This window comes from Nocardia sp. NPDC057440 (assembly GCF_042802915.1).
In the GTDB taxonomy this organism is placed as follows: domain Bacteria; phylum Actinomycetota; class Actinomycetes; order Mycobacteriales; family Mycobacteriaceae; genus Nocardia.
The window spans coordinates 388395-394394 of the sequence record NZ_JBHVDF010000007.1; the positions used below are offsets into that span (position 1 = coordinate 388395).

Here is a 6000-nt window from a genome sequence, read left to right on the forward strand (position 1 = left end):
ATCGGCCGGGGTCGGTGCGAATGTCAACCTGTTGCACGATCCGGCGCTGACCGACACCTTCTCCGGCAATTCCGCGGTCAACAACACCTGGGTCACCGTGGCTGGTGCGCCCGTAGGCAAGGCCGCGGTGGGCAGTGCCTGCGTCGGTGCCGACATCCTGAAATAGCCACGCGTTCAGTGGGGTGCGCTGCACGCCACTGTCGGTGGCAATCGGACAGGGCTTGCTTACTTCCGCGCGGGCTGCCCAATCGGCTGCTTACCGTGCCGCGTGGATCGTTTGCTGAGTCTTGCAACTCGTACACCGTGTCTTCCAGCGGCGTGGTAGATACATGAGAGCGGGGACCGCAGCGCCGTCACATCACCTCCCCTGTGGACTAGCCGGTCCGCCCGCAGTGCACAGCGGAGCGGTCCAACTCTTCATGACGGGCTTGGTAATACAGTCCTCCGACTCCCCGCCGACTGCCACCGCACTGATCGGCGGGATTTATCCCCAGACTTGGGAACTTTATCGGCACTGCCGGACGAGAGTGTGCGCGAGGTACGCGAGGTTCGTCCGACCGCATCACACTCGGTCCTCCCGCACCGCAGGCACCCGCGTCGGCCAGGTCAGCCGATGAGTACCGATTCCTCGGCATCGTCAGACACGGCCTCGGCAAGCATTACGTCATGAAGGACGCCACCTGGGAGCGCATCTCTTGACATGCGGCGATCGGGTCGTTGTCGCGGGTGATGCTTTCGATGAATTCCGACATCAGGACGCCGGCCGCGGTGACCGCGTCGGTGATCAGCTGGGTGCGCCCGCCGGGGAAATGGTGGTAGACCGAGCCGCGGGGGGCGCCGGTGGCGGCCAGCACCCGATCGACACTGGTGGCGCTCGCTCCGTGAATGCGCAGCGATTCGATCGCGCCGTCGACCATGCGCCGCCGCGCATTCGAGGTGCGCGGGCGGGCGGAGGGTTCGCTGCCTGCTCGGCGTACCGCTGCCATACCCGCCATCTTATGAGAGTGTCCAGATGGCGGGTGGCGGCGTTATTTCACGCGCGTGCTGTGGAAGTCGAGGACAGCGGCGAGGGTGTCCTCGGGGGCTTCCAGCTGCGGGTAGTGACCGACTTCGGGCAGTTCGACGACATCGGGGCCGGGGACGAGTTCGCGGTAGCGCGCCACCATGTGCGCGCCGGAGACCGGGTCGAGCAGGCCGTCGATCAGCCGCAACGGCACCGTGGTTTCCTGTAGCGCGCCCACCCAGCGTGCCCGGTTCGCCCTACGTTCGCCCATATAGCGAATGAGCTTGTGGCCGTTGCGTTTACCGTGCTTGCTGCACCACAGCAGCCAGAACTGGCGCATCTGCTCGTCGCCGGGTTTGGTGCGGGGTCCGAAAACGGCCGCGAGGCTGCGCGCGAAGGTGCGCTCGGTGCTGAGAAAACCGATCAGCGGGCCGAGTGGACCGGCCAGCAGCCGCTGGATCAGGCGGGCTCGATGGGTTTCGGGGAACAGCCCGCCGTTGAGCAGGCACACCGATTCGATCACCAGCGAGTCGTCGCCCTCGGCGCGGCGACGGGTGTCGCGGGCCAGCAACTCCTGGGCGACGGTGTCGCCGTAGTCGTGGGCGAGGATGTGGACTCGCCCGATGCCCTGCTCGCGTAGCAGGTTCTCGTGCAGGTCGGCCTGATCGGCGATCGTGTAGCGGTAGTTGAGCGGTTTCGCCGACCAGCCGAATCCGATCATGTCCGGTGCGATCACGCGGGCGAATCGCGCGCACAGACCCGGCCATAGCGCGTGCCAATCCCAGGATGCGGTGGGAAATCCGTGAATACACAGCAGCGTGCCGTCCTCACCCGCTCCGCCGTCGCGCCAGAAGATCTGGTGACCGCGGTGGGTGTGGCGCCGTCCGCTGGCTCGCCAGAGCGCAAACTCCTCCATATCAACCTCCTCCATTTGTGTCGACAAGCATTGCGCGCGAACGCGGACGCCACAGCGATTCCGCCGAACCACTGTCAGAGTTCATGTCACGTACTGTGCGGTCGGTTCGCGCCAGCCGTTTGCTCTGCGAGAATGCCACAGTGCATGTCGCGTTCGGCCTCGTTGTTCTCGTCGCGTCGGCGGTGTCGCTGGCGGCGTTGGCGCGGCGGTTCGGAATCTCCGAACCGCTGGTGCTGACGCTGGCCGGGGTCGCGGCGTCGTATCTGCCGTTCGTCCCGGAGGTGCATCCGGATCCGGAGATCATTTTGCTGGGGTTGTTGCCCCCGCTGCTGTACACCGCGGCGATTCGGACTTCACTGGTGGATTTCCGGGCCAACGCGCGCACCATCGCGTCGCTGTCGGTGGGTCTGGTGCTGTTCAGCACTTTCCTGGTGGCCGCGGTGGTGTGGTGGCTGTTGCCGGTGCCCTTCGCGGTCGCGGTGGCCCTGGGTGCGGTGGTGGCGCCACCGGATGCGGTCGCGGCGACCGCGGTGGCGCGCCGGATCGGGATGCCGCGGCGGATCGTGACCGTCCTCGAGGACGAGTCGATGTTCAACGACGCGACCGCGCTGGTGGCGGTGCGCACCGCGATCGCGGCGTCGGCGGGAACGGTGACGGTGTGGAAGGCGGGCGGTGACTTTGTGCTCGCCGCGGGCGGCGGCGCCGCGGTGGGGATCGCGGTGGCCTATCTGCTGGCGATGCTGCGCCGCCGGATCACCGATCCCGTGCTGGACACCTCGTTGTCGTTTCTCGCGCCGTTCATCGCCTATCTGCCCGCCGAGGGCATCCACGCCTCGGGGGTGATCGCGGTGGTCACCTGCGGGATGATCCTCGGGCACGGCGCGCCGGTGTGGCAGAGCGCGGCCTCGCGCATCGCCGAGCGCACCAATTGGCGGACCATCCAGTTCATTCTGGAGAGCTCGGTGTTCCTGATCGTGGGCCTGCAGATGCGGGCGATCCTCGAGGGCGCGTGGAGCAGCGGGCTCGACCACGGAAAGCTGATCATCGCTGCCGCGGCGGTGCTGGCGGCGGCGATGCTGGCGCGACCGTTGTGGATCTATCCGTGGGCGCTGCTGTTCCATCGGATCAACCGCACCGGATCGGAGGTGCCGCTCAGTTACGCGACGGTGGTGTCGTGGGCGGGGATGCGGGGTGTGGTCACCCTCGCGGCGGTGTTGTTGCTGCCCGAGGGCACCCCGCAGCTGCCGGTGTTGAAACTGTTGGCGGTCATCGTCGTCGCCGGCACGCTTCTGGTGCAGGGCACCTCGCTGCCGTTGCTGGTGCGGTGGCTGCATCTGCGTGGACCCAGTCGCGCGGAGGACGCCTTGCAGAAGGCGAATCTGTTGCAGCAGGCGACCGCGGCGGGCTTGGCGGAGCTCGAACGCCGGATCACCCCTGACACCCCGCTCGGGGTCGTCGAGTCGTTGCGTGATCGGGTCGCGTGGAAGACCAATGCGGCGTGGGAGCGGCTGGGGCGCGCGGAATCCGAGCAGGCGACTCCGACCGCGGAGTATCGGCGGCTGCGCCTGGAGATGTTGCGCGCGGAACGGGAAACGGTGCTGCGGGTGCGGGATTCGGGCGCCCTGGACTACGCGATCCTGCAGCATGTGCTGGCCAGGCTCGATTTGGAAGAGTCGATCATCGATCGATACGACGAGACCGAGGAAGAAGACGTCGAACTTCTCGCCCTGCCCGGACCGGCCGACAATTGCGTGCACCTGCGCGACGCGCCGCTGGTGCTCGAACCCGGTACACCCGACGAATGTCAGGAATGTCTGGCCGAGGGCCTGACGTGGGTGCATCTGCGGATGTGTCTGGCGTGCGGGCACATCGCGTGCTGTGATTCCTCGGTCGGCAACCACGCCAGCAAGCATTACGCGGCGACCGCGCATCCGGTGATGCGCAGTGTGGAGCCGGGTGAGGCGTGGCGCTGGTGCTATGTGGACGAGCTACTGGGCTGAGTGGTTCAGCGGCGGGCGTGGGAGTAGATCAGCCGGGCGTATTCGGTGAGCAGCTTGTCCAGTGAGACATCCTCGCCGCTCGCGGCGATCTGCTGGTAGCCGATCAGCATCGCCATGCCCAGTGAGGTGACCACCGCGGCGGTGTCGTCGTCGGCGCCGACGACACCTGTGATGGCCTTGTGCACGGTGCGGCGGCGGGATTCGTCGACCCGCTTGAGCGCGAGGTTGACCGATTCGTCGTTGGCGGCCCAGGCGCGGATCGCGGCCTCGGCGGCATGGTGCAGGCCCGAGGCGAGGTCGGACATGGCGCGGATGTCGTCGTCGGGGTTGCCCTGGTTGAAGTTCAGTGTGCGCAGGATGAGCACCTGACGGTTCTCCCAGTGCTCGAGTAGCGCGTCGACGAAGCCTTGCCAGCTGCCGAAGTGGTGGTAGAACGAGCCGCTGGTTACTCCGAGGCGGCGGCACAGCACACCGATGTTGAGGCCTTTGAACCCGAGTTCGGCGAGCACCTCCAGAGCGGTGTCGAAGTACTGCTCCTTGGTGACCACTCGTGACATCGGTGCGCCGTTCTGTCGTTCGGGCAAGGCAGGGAGGACCGAACAGTACCGCATCGTATGGCCGGTTCGTGCGAGCGTCAACGAATCTACGATGCGGGGCTCCCTGCGCCGGAAAGTATCCGTGACCGGCTGAAACATGAAGTGGCAGTGCGCAACAGAGGTTTCGGCGTCGAGGGTCGATGGCGGCGGATCTGTGCGGATCTATTACAGAGCAATTGCTCTGTTACAGTGGACGGTATGCCTCGCCCACGAACCCACGACCCCGATGCCGTGCTCGATGCCGCACAGTTGCTGGCCGTCCGATCGGGCCCGGCGGCGGTCACCATCCGCGCGGTCGCCGCGGCGACCGGGGTGTCCAACGGGGCGATCTATCACACCTTCGGTTCGCGCGCGGAACTGCTCGGGCGCAGCTGGTTACGCGCCGCGCACCGGTTTCTGGCCATGCAGACCGAACTCGTCGACACCCACCTCGCCGCGACGCAGTCCGCGGCGATCGAAGCGGTGCTGGCCGCGGCCGAGACCCCGGTGCTCTTCGCCGAACAATTCCCCGAATCCGCGAGGCTGCTGCACCTGGTGTCGCGCGACGAACTGCTCGGCGACGAGGTGCCCGAGGCGCTGGCCGCCGAACTGGCAGGCACCGACCGGACCCTGGTGGAGTTGATGATCCGCCTCGCACGCGCCCTGTGGGATCGCGGCGACGCGCGCGCGGTCGAGGTGATCACCACCTGCCTCGTCGACCTGCCCACAGCCATCCTGCTGCGCCGTGACCGGCTCACCGATCCCCGTGCCCGCCACCAGTTGCGCGCCTCGGTGCGCGCGGTCCTGGACGTGGGCCCGCACTGACCTTTTTCCGGAAACCCCTCGAAAGGAATCACCATGCCCACTCTCGAATACCACGACAAGATCGCCGTCCTCGACCTCGGCGGCGACGAGAACCGCTTCTCCCCCGACTTCCTCGACGCCGTCGAGGCCCACCTCGACACCGTGCTGGCCGAGGGAGCACAAGGTCTGGTGACCACCGCGGGCGGCAAGTTCTACTCCAACGGCCTGGATCTGGACTGGCTGATCGCCAACGGTGCGCGCACCCAGTGGTACATCGGGCGGGTGCAGGCGCTGTTCGCGCGCGTGCTCACCCTGCCCATCCCGACCGCCGCCGCACTGCCCGGGCACGCCTTCGGTGCGGGCGCCATGTTGGCCATCGCCCACGACTACCGCGTGATGCGCGCCGACCGCGGCTTCTTCTGCTTCCCCGAGGTCGACATCCGCATCCCGTTCACCCCGGGCATGGCCGCGCTCATCCAGGCCAAGCTCCCCCCGAAGTCGGCCATCGCCTCGATGACCACCGGTCGCCGCTTCGGCGGTGCCGACGCCCGAGACCACGACATCGTCGAGGTGTGCGCGGGCCCGGCCGCGGGGACCCCCCCCCCCCCCGAACCGCCCGCCCCCCAGGGCGGCCAGCGCACCGCGCCCCACCGCCCCCCCCACAAACACCCCTGAAGCGGGGTAGGGGCCGGCCGGCCCCCC

General features: G+C 67.7%; 7 protein-coding genes. 4 read left to right on the forward strand and 3 right to left on the reverse strand.

Annotated elements, in window-relative coordinates:
- Window positions 1–31 precede the first annotated feature (31 nt).
- Window positions 32–166, forward strand: a complete 135-nt coding sequence (locus tag ACFU4Z_RS17875; protein ID WP_379064177.1) for a hypothetical protein — start codon at window positions 32–34, stop codon at window positions 164–166.
- A gap of 493 nt (window positions 167–659) precedes the next feature.
- Here ACFU4Z_RS17875 and ACFU4Z_RS17880 read toward each other — a convergent pair whose 3' ends face one another.
- Both ACFU4Z_RS17880 and ACFU4Z_RS17885 read right to left on the reverse strand, forming a co-directional pair.
- The gene (locus tag ACFU4Z_RS17880; protein WP_379064179.1) at window positions 660–986 is read right to left on the reverse strand and encodes a TetR/AcrR family transcriptional regulator; all 327 of its coding nucleotides are present in this window, start codon (window positions 984–986) and stop codon (window positions 660–662) included.
- A gap of 42 nt (window positions 987–1028) precedes the next feature.
- Window positions 1029–1919, reverse strand: a complete 891-nt coding sequence (locus tag ACFU4Z_RS17885; protein WP_379064181.1) for an alpha/beta fold hydrolase — start codon at window positions 1917–1919, stop codon at window positions 1029–1031.
- A gap of 83 nt (window positions 1920–2002) precedes the next feature.
- On the opposite strand from ACFU4Z_RS17885, the gene ACFU4Z_RS17890 reads away from it, so the two are divergent.
- Window positions 2003–3919: a Na+/H+ antiporter gene (locus ACFU4Z_RS17890; RefSeq protein ID WP_379064183.1), complete on the forward strand. Its 1917-nt coding sequence runs from the start codon at window positions 2003–2005 to the stop codon at window positions 3917–3919.
- 5 nt (window positions 3920–3924) lie between these two features.
- On the opposite strand, the gene ACFU4Z_RS17895 is transcribed toward ACFU4Z_RS17890, so the two are convergent.
- Window positions 3925–4476 (reverse strand): TetR/AcrR family transcriptional regulator, encoded by a 552-nt coding sequence (locus ACFU4Z_RS17895; RefSeq protein ID WP_379064185.1) that lies wholly within the window; start codon window positions 4474–4476, stop codon window positions 3925–3927.
- Window positions 4477–4713: 237 nt separating this feature from the next.
- On the opposite strand from ACFU4Z_RS17895, the gene ACFU4Z_RS17900 reads away from it, so the two are divergent.
- Window positions 4714–5319, forward strand: coding sequence for a TetR family transcriptional regulator (locus ACFU4Z_RS17900; protein WP_379064187.1), 606 nt, complete (start codon window positions 4714–4716; stop codon window positions 5317–5319).
- 33 nt (window positions 5320–5352) lie between these two features.
- On the forward strand, window positions 5353–5973 hold the full coding sequence (locus ACFU4Z_RS17905; protein ID WP_379064189.1) for an enoyl-CoA hydratase-related protein: 621 nt from the start codon (window positions 5353–5355) through the stop codon (window positions 5971–5973).
- The last annotated feature ends 27 nt before the right edge of the window (window positions 5974–6000 follow it).

What these genes read in the sequence shown, in the direction of transcription:
- ACFU4Z_RS17880 (WP_379064179.1), bottom strand. Translation starts at nt 986, where the DNA reads ATGGCAGCGGTACGCCGAGCAGGCAGCGAACCCTCCGCCCGCCCGCGC.
- ACFU4Z_RS17885 (WP_379064181.1), bottom strand. Translation starts at nt 1,919, where the DNA reads ATGGAGGAGTTTGCGCTCTGGCGAGCCAGCGGACGGCGCCACACCCAC.
- ACFU4Z_RS17890 (WP_379064183.1), top strand. Translation starts at nt 2,003, where the DNA reads ATGTCACGTACTGTGCGGTCGGTTCGCGCCAGCCGTTTGCTCTGCGAG.
- ACFU4Z_RS17895 (WP_379064185.1), bottom strand. Translation starts at nt 4,476, where the DNA reads ATGTCACGAGTGGTCACCAAGGAGCAGTACTTCGACACCGCTCTGGAG.
- ACFU4Z_RS17900 (WP_379064187.1), top strand. Translation starts at nt 4,714, where the DNA reads ATGCCTCGCCCACGAACCCACGACCCCGATGCCGTGCTCGATGCCGCA.
- ACFU4Z_RS17905 (WP_379064189.1), top strand. Translation starts at nt 5,353, where the DNA reads ATGCCCACTCTCGAATACCACGACAAGATCGCCGTCCTCGACCTCGGC.